Source organism: Vogesella aquatica (assembly GCF_028548455.1).
GTDB lineage: Bacteria > Pseudomonadota > Gammaproteobacteria > Burkholderiales > Chromobacteriaceae > Vogesella > Vogesella aquatica.
This window is the reverse complement of the sequence record NZ_JAQQLF010000008.1, coordinates 155,626-173,129: the sequence shown is the minus strand read 5'-3', so window position 1 is coordinate 173,129 and position 17,504 is coordinate 155,626. Positions and strand designations below refer to the sequence as shown.

11 protein-coding genes and 2 tRNA genes are annotated in these 17,504 nt (G+C 65.8%); 9 read left to right on the top strand and 4 right to left on the bottom strand.

Annotation, left to right across the window (positions count from 1 at the left end):
- Positions 1–17: 17 nt before the first annotated feature.
- Complete coding sequence (locus PQU95_RS08075) at positions 18–395, bottom strand: SirB2 family protein (RefSeq protein WP_272751522.1); 378 nt, start codon at positions 393–395, stop codon at positions 18–20.
- A 107-nt stretch (positions 396–502) separates the two neighbouring features.
- Here PQU95_RS08075 and recC point away from each other — a divergent pair, with 107 nt between their 5' ends.
- The 8 genes from recC (at position 503) to PQU95_RS08035 (ending at position 13,334) form a co-directional block, all read left to right on the top strand.
- Positions 503–3,679, top strand: a complete 3,177-nt coding sequence (gene recC / locus PQU95_RS08070) for an exodeoxyribonuclease V subunit gamma (protein WP_272751521.1) — start codon at positions 503–505, stop codon at positions 3,677–3,679.
- 235 nt (positions 3,680–3,914) lie between these two features.
- Positions 3,915–7,469 carry an exodeoxyribonuclease V subunit beta gene (recB, locus tag PQU95_RS08065; RefSeq protein ID WP_272751520.1) on the top strand — a complete coding sequence of 1,185 codons (3,555 nt, stop codon included), beginning with the start codon at positions 3,915–3,917 and terminating at the stop codon, positions 7,467–7,469.
- A gap of 73 nt (positions 7,470–7,542) precedes the next feature.
- Positions 7,543–8,499 (top strand): substrate-binding domain-containing protein, encoded by a 957-nt coding sequence (locus PQU95_RS08060; RefSeq protein ID WP_272751519.1) that lies wholly within the window; start codon positions 7,543–7,545, stop codon positions 8,497–8,499.
- An 82-nt stretch (positions 8,500–8,581) separates the two neighbouring features.
- The gene (gene pap / locus PQU95_RS08055) at positions 8,582–10,069 is read left to right on the top strand and encodes a polyphosphate:AMP phosphotransferase (protein ID WP_272751518.1); all 1,488 of its coding nucleotides are present in this window, start codon (positions 8,582–8,584) and stop codon (positions 10,067–10,069) included.
- Positions 10,066–11,790, top strand: a complete 1,725-nt coding sequence (gene recD, locus PQU95_RS08050; protein WP_272751517.1) for an exodeoxyribonuclease V subunit alpha — start codon at positions 10,066–10,068, stop codon at positions 11,788–11,790. The genes pap and recD overlap by 4 nt, the downstream gene beginning before the upstream one ends.
- Positions 11,791–11,819: 29 nt before the next feature.
- Positions 11,820–11,896: transfer RNA gene (locus PQU95_RS08045), tRNA-Pro, on the top strand.
- Between the two features lie 192 nt (positions 11,897–12,088).
- Positions 12,089–12,970 carry an NUDIX hydrolase gene (locus PQU95_RS08040; protein ID WP_272751516.1) on the top strand — a complete coding sequence of 294 codons (882 nt, stop codon included), beginning with the start codon at positions 12,089–12,091 and terminating at the stop codon, positions 12,968–12,970.
- A gap of 166 nt (positions 12,971–13,136) precedes the next feature.
- On the top strand, positions 13,137–13,334 hold the full coding sequence (locus PQU95_RS08035; RefSeq protein WP_272751515.1) for a hypothetical protein: 198 nt from the start codon (positions 13,137–13,139) through the stop codon (positions 13,332–13,334).
- A gap of 61 nt (positions 13,335–13,395) precedes the next feature.
- Here PQU95_RS08035 and PQU95_RS08030 read toward each other — a convergent pair.
- Positions 13,396–13,472 (bottom strand) — tRNA-Arg (locus PQU95_RS08030).
- 155 nt (positions 13,473–13,627) lie between these two features.
- Between PQU95_RS08030 and PQU95_RS08025 the strand changes: the two genes are divergently transcribed.
- A complete protein-coding gene (locus PQU95_RS08025; RefSeq protein WP_272751514.1) occupies positions 13,628–14,368 on the top strand; it encodes a c-type cytochrome in 741 nt (246 codons plus the stop codon).
- A gap of 202 nt (positions 14,369–14,570) precedes the next feature.
- Here the strand turns inward: PQU95_RS08025 and PQU95_RS08020 are convergent, their stop codons facing one another.
- Both PQU95_RS08020 and PQU95_RS08015 read right to left on the bottom strand, forming a co-directional pair.
- On the bottom strand, positions 14,571–15,353 hold the full coding sequence (locus tag PQU95_RS08020) for a bestrophin-like domain (RefSeq protein ID WP_272751513.1): 783 nt from the start codon (positions 15,351–15,353) through the stop codon (positions 14,571–14,573).
- A gap of 97 nt (positions 15,354–15,450) precedes the next feature.
- Positions 15,451–17,475, bottom strand: coding sequence for a UvrD-helicase domain-containing protein (locus PQU95_RS08015; protein WP_272751510.1), 2,025 nt, complete (start codon positions 17,473–17,475; stop codon positions 15,451–15,453).
- Positions 17,476–17,504: the final 29 nt, after the last annotated feature.

Below are 17,504 nucleotides of genomic sequence, written 5' to 3'. Positions count from 1 at the left end.
AGCCATTTTTTTGCCTGTCAGAACGGCCACACCAGCTTGGTTTTGGCCACAGCAATCATGTAAATGGGCATGGCCACGGCGGCGGCCAGCACTACCGCGCGCCACGGCGAGCCGTGCAGCTTTTTCAGGCCGATGGTGCCCAGTGCGATATACGCCAGCAGCGCGGCGATCTTGGCGGCCAGCCACGGCTGGTTATGCGGCGACAGGCCGGCCATCACCGCCAGCGTGATGGCCGCGGCCAACAGGCCGGTGTCGATCACGTGCGGCGCGATTTTCAGCGCACGCGCCTGCAGCAGGGCAGGGCGGGTGTAAGACAGCACGGCGCGGGTAGCAAACAGGGTGACGGACAGATACGCCAGCCCGGCGTGTGCGTGTTTCAGAACCTGATAATCCATGGTGAAGCCTCAAAGTAGATAGACGTCGTGCGGCGCGATCATACCGCTTTGTACAGCAGGCAGAATGCTAAACTGCCGGGGTCGATGACCACGCCATAGCCTGCGCCATGCCGCTGAACCTGTATCAATCCAACCGCCTGGAAGCCCTGGGCATTCTGTACAGCCACCTCACAGACAGCCCGCTGGCCGATGCGTTCGCGCCGGAAGTCATCATGGTGCAAAGCCGTGGCATGGGGCGCTGGCTGACATTGAACCTGGCGCAGCAGCGCGGGCTGGCGGCCAACCTCGAATTCGTGCTGCCGGCCGGCTTTGGCTGGCGGCTGATGCAGGCCGTGCTGCCCGAGCTGCCACCCAAATCCGCCTTTGCCCCCGACGTGCTGTGCTGGCGGCTGATGGACGTGCTGCCCACGCTGGACGGCGAGCCGTTCACCCCGCTGCAGCGCTATTTGCAGGGCGGCGAGCTGGCCTGCTTCGAGCTGGCCGGCAAGATTGCCGATATCTACGACCAGTACCTGGTATTCCGCCCCGACTGGATACGCGCCTGGGAAGCCGGCCGCCTGCTGGGGTTGGGCGAGGACGAAGCCTGGCAGGCCGCGCTGTGGCAAAGGTTGGCCGCAGAGGTGCCCGGCCGCCACCGCGTAATGATGCTGGACGACTTCTTTGCCCGCCTGCGCAGCGAGCACCTGCCGCAGCGCGTGTCGGTCTTCGGCATCGCCACGCTGGCGCCCATGTACCTGGCGCTGCTGCAGCGCATGGCCGAGCTCACCGAGGTGAATGTGTTCCTGCTCAACCCCAGCGAAGCCTACTGGGGCGACCTGCAGGCGCGCAGCCGCCAGGCGGTACTGTTTGACGACGACGCCAGCGCCGGCGGCCACCCGCTGCTGGCGTCGCTGGGCCAGCAGGGGCGCGACTTTTTCGACGAGCTGGCCGGCGGCGTGGCGCAGCCCATGTCGGCCTTCATGGCGCCGGACAACCACAGCCTGCTGGCGCGCCTGCAGCACGATATCCTTACGCTGACCCCGCCTGCGGCCAACGTGGCACCCTATCGCGCGGGCGATGCGTCCATCCGCTGTCATATCGCCCACAGCCCCATGCGCGAGCTGGAGGTGCTCAAAGACCAGCTGCTGGCCATGCTGGCCGCCGACCCGTCGCTGACACCGGCCGATATCGCCGTGCTCACCCCCGATATCAACGCCTACGCGCCGTACATCGACGCCGTATTCGGCTACCGCAGCGACGCGCCGTCCATCCCCTACAGCATTGCCGACCGCCGCCTGGCGCGCGAGGTACCGCTCTTGGCCACCTTTGGCGCCGTGCTGCAGCTGGCCGACTCGCGCTTTGCCGCCAGCGACGTACTGGCCCTGCTGGACTGCCCGGCGCTCTTGGCGCGCTTTGGCCTGGCCGACGACGACGTCAGCCTGCTGGCGCAATGGGTGCGCCAGGCCGGCATACGCTGGGGGCGCGACGCCGAACACAAAGCCCGGCTCGGCCTGCCCGCCGAGCCCACGCACACCTGGCGCTGGGGGCTGGACCGCCTGCTGCTGGGCACCATGCTGCCCGCCAGCCTGGCTGGCGACGGCGCGCCGCTGTTTGCCGGCCTGCTGCCCGATAGCGCCGCCCAGGGCCAGGCGGCCGACAAGCTCGCCAGCCTGGCCAGCCTGTACGACGTGCTGGCAGGGTTGGCCGCAGACTGGGCGCAGCCCGCCAGCATGGCCGCTTGGGCGCAGCGCCTGCGCGACGCCGCGGCGCAGCTGTTTCTGGTGGACGAAGCCGACGAAGCCGCGCTGCAGCTGCTGCACGGCATTGCCGATACGCTCACCGCCGACGCCGCGCTGGCGCAGTTTGACGGCGCGCTGCCGCTGGCAGTGATCCGCGACGCCGTACTGCGCCAGCTGGACATGTCGTCCAGCGGCGGTTTTCTTACCGGCGGGCTCACCTTCTGCGCCATGGTGCCGATGCGCTCCATCCCGTTTCGCGTGCTGTGCCTGGTGGGCATGAACGACGGCGCCTACCCGCGTGACGAGCGCCCGGTCAGCTTTGACCTGGTAGCGCGCAACCCGCGCCGTGGCGACCGCTCGCGCCGTTTCGACGACCGCTACCTGTTTCTGGAAGCCATCCTGTCCGCCCGCGACGCGCTGTACCTGAGCTGGGTTGGCCGCAGCGTGCGCAGCGACGAGCCATTACCGCCGTCGCCGCTGGTGGCCGAGCTGCTGGACACCCTGGCCAGCATGTGCGGTGGCGATATCGCGCCAGCCATCACCACCCGCCACCCGCTGCAGCCCTTCAGCCGCCGCAGCTACGACGGCAGCCTGCCCAGCTACGAGCCGCTATGGGCCGCCGCGCTGGCGCAGCCGGCCGCCGCCGCGCAGCCCTTTGCCAGCACGCTGCCCGCCGTGGCGCCGCCGGTGGTGCTGCTGGCCGATTTCCTGCGTTTCTGGCGCAACCCGGTACGCGCCTGGCTGGCCGACCGCCTGGGCCTGAAGCTGGCGCGCCACGCCGACGAGCTGCCGGTGCGCGAGCCGTTTGCCATCGACCGCGACAGCCGCAGCGACATCCGCGACACCCTGGTCGGTAGCCTGCTGGCCGGCAAGCCGCTACGCCACGCCGAAGCGCGCCTGGCCGGCCAGGGCCTGCTGCCCGATGCCGCGCTGGGCGACGCCTGCCTGGCGCAAGAACGCGCCGCCAGCGCCCGCTTTGCCGCGCGTCTGCCATCCAGCCTGCTGGCCGACACCCTGCCGCCGCAGCCGGTACGGCTGGTGCTGGGCGGGGTGATGCTCAGCGGCGAGCTGGCCGGCCTGCGCCCCGAAGGCCTGCTGCGCGTGGTACCGCGCAAGGCTTACGCCACCGAGTTCATCACCCTGTGGCTGGAACACCTGGTGAGGTTGGCCGCAGGCCTGCCCGGCATCGCCCCCGATAGCGTGCTGTACGCCGACGACGGCGTGCACCGCCTGGGTGCCAGCAGCCGCGACGGCCAGCCGCTGGACGCCCACGCGCTGCTGGCGGCGTGGATGGCGCGCTACCTGCAGGGCCAAAGCCAGCCGCTGCCGTTCTTTGCCCGCACCTCGCTGGCCTACGCTCGCGCCGAGCCAGGCAAGCAAATGGGCGCCGCGCAAAACGAATGGTCGCCCGACTTCACCGGCCTGGGCCGCACCCCGCAGCGCGACGACGCGGCCAACCTGCTGGCCTTCCGCCACCTGGAGCCGCTGTCCGACCCGCTGTTTGCGCAGCTGGCCGATACGCTGCTGGCGCCGCTGGTGGGCGCGCTGCAGCTGGACAAGGACTAGGCGGCCCCTGGCGGGGGTAACGATTTTTGCCACGGACGCACACGGAAAGCACGGAACATGACCGCACGGTCAGATCTACGCTAAGGGACATACCGCATAGACGCTGCCCTTCCGTGCTTTTTGTGTGTTTCCGTGGCGCAAGAAAGATTTTGGTTTAGTTAACGTGCCACCAGACTGGAGCGATTCAGGACACCTCGGCATGAGTATTCTCATAACCCTTTGACGGTCGTACCGCATGCAAGCCCTAGACGCCCTGAACTGCCCGCTGTCGGGCATCAACCTGATCGAAGCCTCGGCCGGTACCGGCAAGACCTGGACCATCGCTGCGCTGTATACGCGCCTGCTGCTGGAGGATGCGCCGGACGGCACGCCGCCACCGACGCTGGACCGGCTGCTGGTGGTGACCTACACCAAGGCTGCCACCGCCGAGCTGCGCGAGCGCCTGCGCCGCCGCCTGGTGGAGCTGCAGCAGGTGCTGGACGGCGGCGCGACGGCCGACCCGTTCCTGCAGGCCATGGCGCACAGGTTGGCCGCAGGCGACATGCCGCTGGCGCAGCAGCGCCTGCGGGCGGCCATCAATGATTTTGACGCGGCGGCCATCTACACCATTCACGGCTTTTGCCAGCGCGTGCTTACCGACGCCGCCTTCGACAGCGGCCAGACTTTTGCCGCCGAGCTGGCCACCGACAACCACGCCGACCTGCAGCAGCTGGCCGACGATTTCTGGCGCACGCACATCGTGGCGCAGCCCGCGCTGGCGCAGGTGCTGGCCGAAAATGGCGATACACCGGACGCCTGGCTGGCCGAGGTGCGGCCGTATCTGTCCAAACCCTATCTGCGCACCCCGGCTATCGACAGCGCCGCACTGCTGGCCGCACGCGAAGCCGCCGCCGCAGCCTGGGCACCGCTGCAGGCCGATAGCGCCACGCTGGCCGAAGGCTGTGCGCTATTGTTGGCCGCAGAAGGGCTGAAGCAGACCAGCTACAAGCCGGCGCAGTGCCAGCGTTACGTGCGCCTGCTGCAGATGCTGGCCGCCGACGCCAGCCTGCCGCAGCTATCGTCCACGCAGGCCAAAGACCTGGCGCGGCTGGGGCAAAGCCAGCTGGACAAAGGCGTCAACAAGGGCCACAGCGCGCCGCAGCACCGGCTGTTTGCGCTGGTGGATGGCTGGCTGGCCGCGTGGGACAGCTACAGCCGCCAGCTGGCGCAGAATATTGCCGGGCTCAAGCTGGCCATGATCGCGTGGATAGACCAGCACGCCGTGGCGCAGCGCCGCGCCACGCGCAGCCGTGGCTTTGACGACCTGCTTACCGACCTGGCCAGCGCGCTGGATGACCCCGAGCACGGCGCCAGGTTGGCCGCACGCATTGCCGCCGACTTTGCCATCGCGCTGATCGACGAATTCCAGGATACCGACCCGCTGCAGTACCGCATCTTCCGCCGCGCCTTTGTGCAGCAGGCGCGGCCGGTGTTCATGGTGGGCGACCCCAAGCAGGCTATTTACAGCTTTCGCGGCGCCGACATTTTTGCCTACCTGAGCGCGCGCGACGACGCCCCGGCCGACAAGCAATACACGCTGCTGACCAACCGCCGCAGCCAGCCGCCGCTGGTGGCGGCGGTGAGCCAGCTGTTTGCCCGGCCGCAGCCGTTTTTGCTGGACGGCATCGACTACCCGCAGGTCGACGCCGCGCCCAGCGGCGGCAGCACGCTGCACGTGGCCGACGACGACAGCGCGCTCACCGTGCTGGCTTTTCCCGCCAGCGATAGCGATAAAGGCGTGAACAAGGCCGAGGCCACGCAATACGCCGCCGAGGCCACCGCCCACGAGATCGCCCGCCTGCTGGCGCTGGCGCGCCAGGACAAGGCGCAGCTGGAACAGGGCGGCAGCCGCCGCGCGCTGGCCGGTGGCGATATGGCCGTGCTGGTGGCCACCCACCGTCAGGGCGACGCGGTGCGCGATGCCCTGGCCGCCCGCGGCGTGAAAGCCGTCGCGCTGACGCAGGAAAGCGTGTTTGCCAGCCACGAGGCCGGCGAGCTGCTGGCGCTGCTGCGCGCCTGGGCCGAGCCGGCGTCTGAAACGCGGCTGAAAGTGCTGTGCGCTACCACGCTGCTGGGGCTGGACGCCGCGCAGCTGTTGCAGCTGGCCGAGGACGAGGCGGCGTGGGAAGCGCGGCTGGTGGCCAACCACGACGACCACAAACAGTGGCAGCAGCGCGGCTTTATGGCCGCCTGGCGCGGCTTCATGGCGCGCGAGGGCGTGGCGGCGCGCCTGCTGCCGCTGCCGGACGGCGAGCGCCGCCTGACCAACCTGGGCCACCTGGCCGAGCTGTTGCAGCAGGAAGCCGAGCGCATTGCCGGCCAGGCGCCGCTATTGGCGTGGTTCGAGGCCGCCGTGGCCAGCCCGCCGGCCGGCGAGGAGGCGCTGCTGCGGCTGGAAAGCGACGCCGAGCTGGTGAAGATCGTCACCATCCACACCTCGAAAGGCCTGCAGTACCCGCTGGTGTTCTGCCCCTTTTTGTGGGATGGCGCGCTGGAGCGGCGCGACACCACCTTCTGGCGCTACCGCGACGGTGGCGAGTCGTGGCTGGCGCCGGGCGAGCTGGTAAGCGACGCCGCGCGCGACGCCGCCCGCAGCGAGATCCTGGCCGAAAAGCTGCGCCTGCTGTACGTGGCGCTGACCCGCGCCGAGCACCGCCAGTACATCGTATGGGGGCACGTGCAAAAGATGCAGACCGCCGCGCTATCGTGGCTGCTGCACGGCCGCCATGCGGCCAACCTGGCCAGCCTGGAGGACACGCCGCTATCCGACGCCGCCATCAGCGCCGACCTGGACGCCTACGCGCGCAGCCAGCCCGGCGCGGTGCACTGCCGCAGCGTGAACGTGGCCATGAACACGCTACCCGCGCTGCAGGCAGACAGCTTTACCCCGCAGCTGGCCACGGTGAGCCGCCGCCTGCGTACGCCGTGGTGGGTAAGCAGCTTCAGCAGCCTGACCCGCCACCTGCACGGCGGCGGCACGGTACAGGCAGGCGAGACGCCGGATCACGACCACGGCCCACTGCAGGACGTGGCCGCCGCCGAGCAGCTGGCCGACCGCTTTGCCTTCCCGCGTGGTGCCCGCGCCGGTACCTGCCTGCACGATATGTTCGAGCGCGTGGACTTTACCCGGCCGCAAGGTTGGCCGCAGGTGGTGGCCGAAGCGCTGCAGCGCCATGGTTTTGACGCGCAGTGGCAAGACGCCGCGCTGGCCATGCTGCAGTCGGCCATCCAGGCCGGGCTGGCCCCGGGCGTGCATTTGGCAGACATCCCGCCTTCGCGCCGCCGCGTGGAGATGGAATTCACCCTGCCGGCCAACGGCCTGAACCTGGCCGCCCTGCAGGCTGTGCTGTGCCAGCCGGCGCACGGCCTGGCCGCACCGCTGCGCGAGGCGGCTGCCACGCTCAGCTTCGAGCGGGTGCAGGGCTATCTGAAAGGCTTTATCGACCTGGTGTTCATTGCCGATGACGCGCTGTGGCTGGTGGATTACAAGTCCAACCACCTGGGAGACACTTACGCCGACTACGGCACGGCACAGTTGGCCGCGTCCATTGCGCGCGAGCATTACTACCTGCAGTACCTGATCTACTGCGTGGCGCTGCGCCGCTATATTGCCCAGCGCGCGCCGCAGCTGCGCCTGGGCGGCGTGCGTTACCTGTACCTGCGCGGTATTGATGGCAAAGGGCAGGGCGTGTGGCACGATGCGCCGGATGACGCACTGCTGGCAGCGCTGGACGCGCTGTTCGTGCCCTAGGCAATCAGGCAGACGCGCCGTGTGGTGCGTCCTACACTGAGTAGACCGCACAGAGCACGGCAAAGGAGGAGATATGAGCCGACGCATGCTATGCCTGCTAGCCGTATGGCTATGCTGGGCGCCTTTTTTGCAGGCAGCACAGCCGAACGTCGTCTTTATTCCCAAGGGCGCCTCGCACGTGTTCTGGAAAGAAATGGCACGCGGGGCGCAAGATGCGGCACTGGGCTTGAGCATCAATGTGGTGTGGCGCGGCCCCGCGCTGGAAAACGATGCCGTTTCACAGGGTAAGCTGCTGGAACATTACGCCAGCAAGGGTTTTGCCGGCATGATCGTGGCACCCAACGCCTCGGCCGCCTTGCAAGCGCCCTTGCGCCAGGTATTGCACGCCGGTTGCCGGGTGGTGATCGTGGATTCGCCGCTGCAGCCGGGGCTGGGTCTGCCTTATGTGGGTACCCACAACGCGGCGGCCGGTGCGCTGGCAGCCGAGTACGCCGCCCATCTGCAGCCTGCACCGCGAAAAGTGTTGCTGCTGCGCTTTTCGGCCAGGCACGATTCCACGCGCGAGCGCGAGAATGCCTTTCGCGACCGTTTGCAGCAGCTGTTGCCTGCCAGCCGTATCGAAGAGCGCGAGGAAGTCGGCATTACGGTATTCGATACCCGCGACAAGGTACTGAAAGTGCTGGCTGCCCACCCCGATGCCGACCTGGTGTTCACGCCAAATGAGTCGACCACCGAGGGCACCATCCAGGCGCTGCAGGATGCCGGCCTGGCCGGCAAGCTGCGCCATGTGGGTTTTGACTACTCCCCGCGTATCGACCGTGCGCTGTCCGGCGGCCAGCTGCAGGCGGTGGTGATGCAAGACCCCTACCAGATGGGCGTGCGCGCCATGACGGTGATCGCCCAACTGCTGAAGAAAAAGCCGGTGCCGGCTGTTTCCTACACCCCAGCCACCCTGGTAACGACCGCTGACCTGGCCCAGCCCGCAGTACAGGCGCAGGTACGGCCTTACCTGGATTACCTGCAACGCTAGGCAGGATATTGGCTGTACACACCGCTATCGTCTTACAATCCTGTCATGCCGTGCTGCGGCCAACCTGACAGGAAGGAATACCATGTTCGAATCTGCCGAGATCGGCCACGCTATCGACAAGGCGGCCTATAAAGCCGAGGAAGCCACCCTGCGCGAAGCCCTGCTGGAAGTGCAGTACGAGCTGAAGCAGCGCGGCGAGTTTCCGGTGTTGATCCTGATCCACGGCATGGATGGGGCAGGCCGCGGCGATACCCTGAACCAGATCAACGAGTGGCTGGACCCGCGCCTGATCCACACCGCCGCCTTTGACGCGCCCAATGACGACGCGCGCGAGCGCCCGTGGATGTGGCGCTACTGGCGCGAGCTGCCGGCCAAGGGGCGCATCGGCATGTTCTTTGGCTCCTATTACTCCGACGCCCTGTTCGACCGTGTTGCCAGCACAACCAATCGCGACACCTTCGACAAGCAGCTATTCGATATCCTGCGTTTTGAACGCATGCTGGCCAACGACGGCGTACTGGTGCTGAAGTTCTGGCTGCACCTTACCGAAGAAAAACAGAAAAAACGCCTGAAGACGCTGGAAAAAGACCCGGCCACCGCCTGGCGCGTCAGCCAGGCCGACTGGCAGCACCACCAGCAGTACGGCCGCATCAAGAACACCGCCGAGCACATGATGCGCCTCACCAATACCGCCTACGCCCCCTGGCTGGTGGTGGACGGCGAAGACGCCAACTACCGTAGCCTGGCGGTAGGGCGCGCCTTGCTGCAGGCCTTGCAACAGCGCCTGGCCATGGCCGGATCCTGGCACCCGCGCTCGGACGCCGCGCCCATCACGCCGCCCGCCGACAACAAGCTGCTACTGGAATCGCTGGTGCTGGAGCACGAGCTATCCAAAGACGACTACAAGCAGCAGCTGGCCGTGCTGCAAGGCCGCCTGAACGGCCTGACGCGTGACCCGCGCTTTGCCGAGCACTCGCTGGTGCTGGCGTTTGAAGGCAACGACGCGGCAGGCAAGGGCGGCGCCATCCGCCGCATCACCCAGGCACTGGATGCGCGGCACTACCGCATCGTGCCGGTGGCCGCCCCCACCGAAGAAGAGCGCGCCATGCCATGGCTGTGGCGCTTCTGGCGCCACGTGCCGGGCAAGGGCAAGGTCACCATCTTCGACCGCACCTGGTACGGCCGCGTGCTGGTGGAACGGGTGGAAGGCTTTGCCGACACCGCCGACTGGATGCGCGGCTATTACGAGATCAATGACTTCGAGCACCAGCTCAGCGACAACAAGGCCATCGTGCTGAAGTTCTGGCTGGCCATCAGCGCGGACGAGCAGCTGGTGCGCTTCAAATCGCGCGAGGAAACCGGCTTCAAGCGCTTCAAGATCACCGAAGAAGACTGGCGTAACCGCGACAAATGGGACGACTACAAAGTGGCGGTGTGCGACATGATAGACCGCACCAGTACCAGCGCCGTACCGTGGACGCTGGTGCCGGCCAACAACAAGTACTACGCCCGCATCAAGGTGCTCACCACCGTGTGCGAGGCGCTGGAAGCCAGGCTGGGCAAGGCATGAGTGTGATGGAAGCCGCCGATAGCCTGCTGCCGGCGCAGCTGGCCGCCCTGATGGCGCGGCTGGACCCGCAGCACGGGGCCGCGCTGCAGCCACTGCTGCAACGCCTGTTGGCTGCCCTGGCCAGCGGGCATGTCTGCCTCAGCGGCATGACGCGGGACGAGTTCGCCCTGCTGCGCCACAGCCCGCTGGCAGGCCGCCCCGGCGACTACGCCCCGCTGATTGTGGACGATGCCGGCCGCCTGTATCTGGCGCGGCAGTGGCAGGACGAAACCCGCCTGGTGGCTGCCCTGCAGGCGCTGGCCGCCGACCCGCAGCCGCTGGCCGGCGACGTGGACAGCGTGCTGGACAGCCTGTTTGCCGGTGCGCCGCGGGGTGACTGGCAAAGGTTGGCCGCATGGCTGGCCACACAGCACCGCTTCATGGTGATTTCCGGCGGCCCCGGTACCGGCAAAACCACCACCGTGGTGCGCCTGCTGGCCGCGCTGGCGGCGCTATCCGGCCGCCCGCTGGTGATGGCCATGGCAGCGCCCACCGGCAAGGCCGCCGCGCGGCTGACCGAGTCGGTACGCGCGGCCCGCGACGCGCTACCGGTGGACGCAGCCACCCGCGCCCAGCTACCGGACAAGGCACAAACGCTGCATCGCCTCATCGGCCTGCTGCCCGGCACCGCCCGCCCGCGCCACCATGCGGCCAACCCCTTGCCGCTGGATGTACTGGTGGTGGACGAAGCCTCGATGGTGGACCTGACGCTGATGGCGCAAACCGTGGCCGCGCTGCCGCCGCACGCGCGGCTGATTCTGCTGGGTGACCGTTACCAGCTGGCCTCGGTAGACGCTGGTGCCGTGCTGGGCGATCTGTGCAGCCAGCAGGCCTGGCGCACGGCCACGGCAGCGCAGCTGCAGGCGCTAGGCACCACGCCGCCAGGGCGGGTGGACGATAGCGCCATGCTGGCCGATAGCGTGGTGGTGCTGGAAAAGAGCCACCGTTTTGGCGAGCACTCCGGCATTGGCCGCCTGGCCCGTGCCGTGAACGCAGGCGATACAGCACAGGTCGGCACACTACTGGCCGATGCGGCCAACCTGGACATTGCCAGCCAGCCACAGTTGCCCGAGGCTGCCGGCCTGCACGCACTGCGCGCCGGCTACTGGCAAGCGCTGGACGAGTTGGGCGAGGGCGATAACTGGCCGGCGCTGTTTGCCGCCTTCAACCAGTGCATGCTGCTGGCGGCAGAGCGCCACGCGGTGACGCAGATCAACGAGCAGGTCAGCGCCGAGCTGGTGCGCCTGGGGCGCAAGCCGGCCGATAGCGACTGGTACCCCGGCCGGCCGGTCATGATTACGCGCAACGACTACAGCGTGGGCTTGTTTAACGGCGATATCGGCCTGACCGTGCCGCGCGGCGGCCGCCTGCGGGTAATCTTCCCCACCACCGATGGCGGCTGGCGGGAGGTATCGCCCGCGCGTTTGCCCGAGCACGACACCGTGTACGCCATGACCGTGCATAAATCGCAGGGCTCCGAGTTTGGCCAGGTGTGGCTGGCTTTGCCGCCGCAGCCCACGGCCACGCTGACCCGCTCGCTGGTGTACACCGCCATTACCCGTGCCCGGCAGCGCTTTGTGCTGGCCGGTAGTCTGGCCGTATTGCAAGCTGCCGTGCAGTACGCGCCGGCGCGCCAATCCGGCCTGGCTGAAAAAATTTGGGGCAGGGGCTTGACGGCCTGAAAAGGCATCTGTATAGTTCGGGTCTTGTTCGGAGTGTAGCGCAGCCCGGTAGCGCATCTGCTTTGGGAGCAGAGGGTCCAAGGTTCAAATCCTTGTACTCCGACCAGAATTAAAAAAGCCGCAGTCATCTGACTGCGGCTTTTTGCATTGCATCGGCACTGCAGTGCTGAAAGTATTTATCGAAGTGTTGCATTCGCGCACGTCGGCCAGCAGTGCACCGGTTTGCCACCGCCAAAGCAGGGCAATGCCTGATCAATATCCGTAAGATGGCGCCTTCACGAAGCAGCAGGGAGTTGTCATGCAGGTGCAAGGCGTTGCCGGATTGCTGGAAAAAATCATCCGCTACGATCAAACGGCGTTTATCCCACTGGCGCTGGGTGGTGCGCCTATCGGTTTTATCAACCAGGTCTGGTGCGAGCGCCTGCTGGCACACCACGGCGAGCTGTTCGCGCTGCAAGACGGCGTGATGCAGCTGCTGGCCACGGATATGACCTACAGCGCACGCAGCACCCTGCTGCAAGCCGCCGCCGAAGCCTGGCGCGATGCCGGCTGGTTCAGCGGCTGGCGCAACGAAAAATTCATTGCCTACCTGCCTGACGGTACCCCCTGTTTCGAGCTGGAACGCGCCGCCTTTCGCCCGCTGGGCCTCACCAGCCGTGCCGTACACCTCAATGGCCTGACCCGTATGCCCGATGGCGAAGTGCGCATGTGGATTGGCCGGCGTAGCCCGTTCAAGGACGTGGCGCCGAACCGGCTGGATAACCTGATGGGCGGTGGCGTGGCGGCCGGCGAAAGCATCATGGACGCGCTGCTGCGCGAAGGCTGGGAAGAAGCCGGCATGCCGGCAGAACAGCTGTCCCCGCTGCAACAACAGGCGCTACTGCTGGCGACCCGCCCGGTAGCCCGTGGCCTGCACCGCGAATGGCTGTTTGTTTACGATATCTGGCTGGCACAGGGCGATATCCCGCAAAACCAGGATGGCGAAGTGGCCGAACACGTACTGATGACGCTGGCCGAAGTGGCGCAGCACATCATCAACGGGCAATTCATGAGCGATGCCGCACTGGTGGCTATCGATTGCCTGGTACGCCTGGGTTACTGGGGGGGGCAGGTCGCACCGTTGCTGGCGCTACTGTCCGAGGTGCGCGGCACGGTGGGGCAAAACGTGCAGGGCAAGTAGCAGCCTGTCAGGTCATGCAGCCAAAAAGCCAACCATGGGTTGGCTTTTTTGTTGATGGCGGGTTTTTCTCCGGCAAGCGGGGAGTTGGCGACATTTAGCTGCAATGGCTTGCCTGTATGGTTAGGCGGGTAAGTTGGCCGCAACAACATAACCGCAGGAGCTTGCCTTGTTTCGCGTGCGTTTGATTTCCGATTATTTCGGGGTAGATGAGGGCGGCCCCATTCATGCCACCCAGGAGGATGCGCTGCGTGCCGCCCGGCTGATGCTCAGTATTCACTCCTACCCGGTGCGGGCCGAGATTCGCCAGTTTGTTGATGGCCGCTTTCGCCAGACGCGGGTGGTCGGGGTGCTGGCACGCGGCTAGCGGCAATGCATCAGGCATGAAAAAGCCCCACAGCCAGGCGGCGTGGGGCTTTGTATTCTGTTGGCGTACCCGACTGGAGTCGAACCAGCGACCTTCAGCTTCGGAGGCTGACACTCTATCCAACTGAGCTACGGGTACACGCAAGCCGCGCAATATAGCCTATGCATGGCGTTTTCGTCTAGCGCCATTGCGTTTGCGCAAACATTATCGATGGGACATTTTGCCGCAGCAAGGCTTTGCCGTATAATTTCCCTATTCTTCGGATTGTCATTATTAATTCAGGTGAGGCAGGAATGAGCAACGAAACCAAAGCCCCAGGCAAGATCGTGCCGGTTTTGCTGGGTGTTGTCGTGCTGTTGGTAGTAGCAGTGTATCTGCTGGCCAAATTGGCCACCGGCGGCTTTGATGTCAACGCAGAAGTGATGACCAAGGAAGCTGTCGCTGCCCGCCTGAAGCCGGTTGGCGAAGCCAAAGCCAGCGATGCCCCTCCGGGGATGAAAACCGGCCAGCAAGTTTACGAAGGCATCTGTATTACCTGTCATGGCGCCGGCCTGGCCGGTTCGCCCAAGTTTGGCGATGCTGGTGCATGGGGTGCGCGTGTAGCCAAAGGCTGGGATACCCTGACACTGCATGCCCTGCAAGGCTTTAATGCCATGCCGGCCAAAGGTGGCGCTGCCGACCTGACCGACGACGAAGTGAAACGCGCCGTGGCCTACATGGGTAATGCCGGTGGTGGCAAGTTTACCGAGCCACCAGTAGGTGGTGCCGCCGCTGCGGGTGCCGCGCTGGATCCGGCTGTCGCAGGCAAGAAAGTGTATGAAAGCGTGTGCGTAGCCTGCCATGCTACCGGCGCAGCCGGTGCGCCGAAATTCGGCGACAAGGCTGCCTGGGGCCCGCGTCTGGGTAAAGGTCTGGATGGCCTGATCGCTTCGGCCACCAAAGGCCTGAACGCCATGCCGCCTAAAGGTGGTTACACCGGCTCGGATGAAGAGTTCAAGGCTGCTGTCACTTACCTGACCAACGCTGCCAAATAAACCGGGCTGCTGTTGCCAGAAACGCCGCGATGTATCGCGGCGTTTTTGTTTTTGTGCGCTCCGCTGAAGCCGGCTTGCCGCATGGGTTCCCGCTCGCCTGTCTGGCAGTTTGGGTAGCACCCCGCCAGTGCAGGGCAAGCTGCTGCCCTGGCACAAGCCATGCCGGCCTGGCCAGGTGGCAGGCCGCGTGTGCGGCCAACCTTTACGGCTTCATGCCGGCTAGCAGGCTGCCGAGTACCTGGTCGGCGCTATCCACGCGAATCAGGCCCTGGCGCGGGTACTCCAGGTCGATGATCACAAATACCGCCAGCGCCATGATGGCGGCAAATACCACAATGTGTAGCCAGCTGCGTTGTACGTTGGCCGCAGAGTCAAAGCCGATCAGCAGCGCGCCTACCAGCACCAGAATGCCCAGCAGCAGATAGACCACCATTGGCGGGTGATTCTGGCTGGCCATGGCGCGGGTGGTGGTGATGTCGAACATCTCGTTCAGGGCGGGCAAAAGCAGTACGCCCGCCTGTGGTGCGGCCTGCGGGTGCCGGCTGGCAGCCAGGGCCTGCTGCCAGATCTGGTTTTGCAGGGCGGTGGTAGTGGCTTGTTCTTGCTGTTGCAACGTGCTTTGGCCGCCGTGGCGATAGGCGGTGCTGCGCAGCTCGGTGTAATGGCGGAAAGCTTGCCGTAGCGGGCCTTGGTTCGCTGCTGGCAGCAGCTCCAGCCGTAGCCAGGCGGTGCCAATGGCGTTGGCCTCCTGGGTAATCAGGTGGCGGCGGGCTTCAAAGCGTTCGGCCGCACCGGAGAAGGTGAAGGCAATCAGTAAGCCCATCAAGCCGAATACGGCGGCTTCGGCAGCGCCGGCACCCTTGGCGGGGTCATCCTGGCTATGTGCGCTACGCGCCAGGCCAATGCGGCGGCCCAGCTCGTGGCACAGCATCATGCCGATAAACAGGCCGCTGCCAACCAGTGCGGTGGTGATGGTGAGATCCATGTTGCTCTCCTCAATGATGATGTAATAGGTTCACCTTGAGTCGAGTGTGGTCTGCGGCTGGGGGCGCTGTAAAGCGCAGGCGCGGCCAGTGCGGCGGCTAGCTGTCTTTGTCGTCGGTTTTCTGCACCTTGCTGCCCAGCATGGCGCTCAGGTTGGCTAGCCGGCTCTTGCCCTCGGTTTTGCTGACGATGGGTTCGCCGCCTTTTTTACCGAAGTGGCGCAGGTCGTCACCGCTGATTTCGCCGATAAAGCGTGACGGCTCCACAAACAGCCATTCGCCGGCGCGGCGGCGCTTCACGCAGTAGGTGAGGGTGAGGCTGCGCTGGGCACGGGTAATGCCCACGTACATCAGGCGGCGTTCTTCTTCCACCATGCCGTTATCCACCGACTCGCTGTGCGGCAGGATGCCTTCCTCGCAGCCCACCAGGAACACGTGCGGGTACTCCAGGCCCTTGGACGCGTGCAGCGTGGACATGTGCACCGCGTCCACCTCGCCCTCGTCACGGCCTTCCAGCATGGTGATCAGCGCGATGGTCTGGGTCAGTTCGATCAGGTTCTTGCTGTCGGCCTCGCCCTTGCGTTGCAGCCAGGCCACCAGCTCGAACACGTTTTTCCACTTGCTTTCCGCCGCCTTGGTGCTGTCCTCGCTGTCGTACAGCCAGGCTTCGAAGCCGATGACTTTCAGCATGTCCATCACCAGCTCGCCGGCCGGCTCGCGTGTGGCGCGGTACTGCAGGCTGGTGATGAAGCGGCAGAAGTCTTCCAGCGGCTTGAGCTGGGCGTCCTGCACCTGTACGCGAAAGCCCGGCTCGCTGGCGCTGGCAAACAGGCTCTTGTCGAACAGTGCGGCGCTGGCGCCCAGTTTTTCCAGTGTGGTGGCACCCACGCCGCGTTTGGGGGTGGTGAGCGCACGGATAAAGGCCGGGTCGTCGTCGGGGTTGGCGATCAGGCGCAGGTAGGCCAGCACGTCCTTGATTTCCGGCTTGTCGAAAAAGCTCTGCCCGCCGGCCATCTGGTAGGGGATGCGCTGGTTGCGCAGCACGGTTTCGAACACGCGCGACTGATAATTGCCGCGATACAGGATGGCGTAGTCCTTGAATTCGGTGCGGTACTCGAATTTGTGCGCCAACAGGCGCTGCACCACGATTTCGGCCTCGTGATCTTCGTCCTTGCACATCACGGCGTGGATGGGTTCGCCCAGCCCCAGCTCGCTCCACAGCTGCTTTTCAAACAGCTTGGGGTTGTTGGAAATCACCGAGTTGGCCGCACGCAGGATGCGCGCGGTGGAGCGGTAGTTCTGCTCCAGTTTCACGATTTTCAGCGCCGGAAAGTCGTGCTGCAGCAGGCGCAGGTTTTCCATATTGGCACCGCGCCAGGCGTAGATGCTCTGGTCGTCGTCGCCCACGGCGGTAAACAGGCCGCGCACACCGGCCAGCAGCTTCACCAGCAGGTACTGGCAGGTGTTGGTGTCCTGGTATTCGTCGATCAGCAGGTAGCGCAGGCGGCCCTGCCATTTGATCAGCACCTCGGGGTGGGTCTGGAACAGCCCCACCGGCAGGCGGATCAGGTCGTCGAAGTCCATGGCCTGGTAGGCCATCAGCGTGGCCTGGTAGGCGCTGTAGGTGGTAGCGCAGATGCGGTCGAACTCGTTGTCGGCGGCCAGCAGTGCGGCGTCGGCGTCCAGCAGCTCGTTTTTCCACAGCGAGATGCGGCTTTGCACCTTGCGCACCTCGTCCTTGTGCGTGCTTTTCAGGATGTCCGAGATGATCTTGGCGGCGTCGTAGCTGTCCAGGATGGAAAACTGCGTCTTGTAGCCCAGGTGTGGCGCCTCCTGGCGCAGGATGTGCATGCCCAGCGAGTGGAAGGTGGACACGGTAATGCCCTTCAGCTCGCGGCTTTCCATCAGCTTGCCCACGCGCTCCAGCATTTCGCGCGCCGCCTTGTTGGTAAAGGTGATGGCGGCAATGTGCCGCGCGTCGTAGCCGCACTCGCGGATCAGGTGGCAGATCTTCTGGGTAATGACGCGCGTTTTGCCGGAGCCGGCGCCCGCCAGCACCAGCAGGGGGCCGTCTACGTATTTGATGGCGTCGCGTTGGGGCGGGTTCAGTTGCAGCAGGGACATGGGCCGTCGTCAATCTTTCATGGACAGCG

Excerpts from the sequence above, each read along its gene's own strand:
- recC (WP_272751521.1), top strand. The coding sequence starts at position 503 with ATGCCGCTGAACCTGTATCAATCCAACCGCCTGGAAGCCCTGGGCATT.
- recB (WP_272751520.1), top strand. The coding sequence starts at position 3,915 with ATGCAAGCCCTAGACGCCCTGAACTGCCCGCTGTCGGGCATCAACCTG.
- PQU95_RS08015 (WP_272751510.1), bottom strand. The coding sequence starts at position 17,475 with ATGTCCCTGCTGCAACTGAACCCGCCCCAACGCGACGCCATCAAATAC.
- PQU95_RS08075 (WP_272751522.1), bottom strand. The coding sequence starts at position 395 with ATGGATTATCAGGTTCTGAAACACGCACACGCCGGGCTGGCGTATCTG.
- PQU95_RS08060 (WP_272751519.1), top strand. The coding sequence starts at position 7,543 with ATGAGCCGACGCATGCTATGCCTGCTAGCCGTATGGCTATGCTGGGCG.
- PQU95_RS08040 (WP_272751516.1), top strand. The coding sequence starts at position 12,089 with ATGCAGGTGCAAGGCGTTGCCGGATTGCTGGAAAAAATCATCCGCTAC.
- PQU95_RS08025 (WP_272751514.1), top strand. The coding sequence starts at position 13,628 with ATGAGCAACGAAACCAAAGCCCCAGGCAAGATCGTGCCGGTTTTGCTG.
- recD (WP_272751517.1), top strand. The coding sequence starts at position 10,066 with ATGAGTGTGATGGAAGCCGCCGATAGCCTGCTGCCGGCGCAGCTGGCC.
- pap (WP_272751518.1), top strand. The coding sequence starts at position 8,582 with ATGTTCGAATCTGCCGAGATCGGCCACGCTATCGACAAGGCGGCCTAT.
- PQU95_RS08020 (WP_272751513.1), bottom strand. The coding sequence starts at position 15,353 with ATGGATCTCACCATCACCACCGCACTGGTTGGCAGCGGCCTGTTTATC.